This is a genomic window from Thermoflexus sp. (assembly GCF_025055495.1).
Taxonomy (GTDB): domain Bacteria; phylum Chloroflexota; class Anaerolineae; order Thermoflexales; family Thermoflexaceae; genus Thermoflexus.
In genome coordinates this window covers 1-1,806 of sequence record NZ_JANWXB010000214.1, presented here as the reverse complement: position 1 = coordinate 1,806, position 1,806 = coordinate 1, and the positions used below count along the sequence as shown (strand labels likewise).

The 1,806-nt window shown below is 64.9% G+C and carries 1 protein-coding gene; it reads right to left on the bottom strand.

Annotation, left to right across the window (positions count from 1 at the left end; all coding sequences use genetic code 11):
* Nucleotides 1–1,806 (bottom strand): HEAT repeat domain-containing protein (locus NZM16_RS07080; RefSeq protein WP_295479583.1); only part of this gene is annotated, 1,806 nt, incomplete at both ends.

Sequence of the window (1,806 nt, the reverse complement as noted above, 5' to 3'; positions counted from 1 at the left end):
AGCGCCCGTGCGGCAGCCTGGCGCACCATAGGGTCTTCGTCCTGGAGGGCCTGAAGGAGCGGGGGGAGGGCCTGCGGATCGCCCAGCTTGCCCAGCGCTTCGGCAGCAGCCCGGCGCATTCCGGGATCAACGTCCTGGAGGGCCTGAAGGAGCGAAGGGACGGCCTGCGGATCGCCCAGCTCGCCCAGCGCTTCGGCAGCAGCCCGACGCACCCCGGGATCATCGTCTTCCTGGAGGGCCTGAAGGAGCATTGGGACGGCCCGCGGATTGCATAGTTTGCCCAGCGCTTCGGCAGCAGCCTCGCGCACCCGGGGATCATCGTCGTTCTGGGCCCGAAAGAGCACGGGGAGGGCCTGCGGATCGCCCAGCTCGCCCAGCGCTTCGGCAGCAGCCTGGCGCACCATAGTATCTTCGTCCTGATCCTCCAAGAGCCGGCGGGCGTCTTCCGCAGCCCACCACCAGCGGGATTGCCTAACCACGCGGATGGCCCGAGCTCGGACAGATAGGCGTGGGTCAGCGAGCAGTTCCTTTAGCAAACAACGGGCGATGTCCTCCAGTTCGTGGCCACCCTCGCTTAGCAGCTCCAGGGCGCGGGCGCGCAGCAGGGGGACGTCGGACTCCGGGCCGGCGCATTCTATGGCGCGCACGAACCGCCTGATCTCCTCCCTTAGATCCTTCTCTTCTAACTCTTCCAATCTTTTTAATGAGAGGCCGACCAGCTTCGGCTCCTTCGGCTTCGACAACTTTGACAAAAGGTCGACGAGCAGGGCCAGCGGCTCCTCCCACTCGGGCAGGAACAGCCGTGGCTCTAGGAAGGCCATCGTCTGCTCCCAATCCTGCTCCCACGCCCGCAACAGGCGCCTGGCCACTAAATACTCGCGAACGGTTTCATGGGCGAAGACATAGTGGGCCTGCGAGGGATCCCCCCGCGCTGCAGGCAGGCGAGCGATCAGGCCCATTCTCTTCCAGATATCCCGGAGCACCTCCTCGATGGTGTGTTTGTCCGAGATCCCAGCGAACTCTTTGATGGCCTTCTCAATTCCCTGGTCGTCGCTGTCCTTTCCGATTTGCATCCCCCAGGCGATGGCTTCCAAGGCCATGAAGATGAGTTCCTTTCGCTCCTCGCTTGCCCCCCGCTCTTCGGCCCGCTTCCAGGCCTCCTCCAGCCACTTCTCATACAACTCCGCCCGTCCGGATGGGAGCCGGCCGCCTTTGCTTTTGACGTAGTATTCCACGGCCAGGCGCAGGAGCAATGGGTTGTTGGCGATGCGCCGCAGGGATGGATGCTCTTCGAGCGCCCGGACCAACTCCTGGGCGCGCTGCTCAACGTCCTGGTCCTGCCCTATCGCGGCCAGCCAGCCCCGCACATACGGCAACACCTCGGTTTGCACATCTTCGAGGGGCTTGAGGACGTATTCCCGGAAGCCCGTAAGGGGCCTGAAGCCCGCCAAGCGGGACGTGACGATCACCCGCCCGCGGTCGCTGTGGGCGAAGCGCTCGATGGCCTCGCGCACCCCTTCGCGCCTCGCCTCGGGCACCTCGTCCAGGCCGTCCAGAAGGACCAGCAGGAGACTCTCCTCCATCCAGCCGTCGACCAGTTGCTCGGCGATCTGCTCATTGCACTGTAGCCGCGATGCCACCTCGTCGATGATGTTCTGCCGTAAGGGGGGCTGCTTTCCCAGGTCTGCATGGAGATCGGCCAACCGCAGGAGCACGGGCACGAGGGGCTCTTCGACGCCGAGGCGTTCCCGATGCCAGTTCTGCTCGACGCGGGCGAAGCACAGGCCGATGAATCGTAGGGTGGTG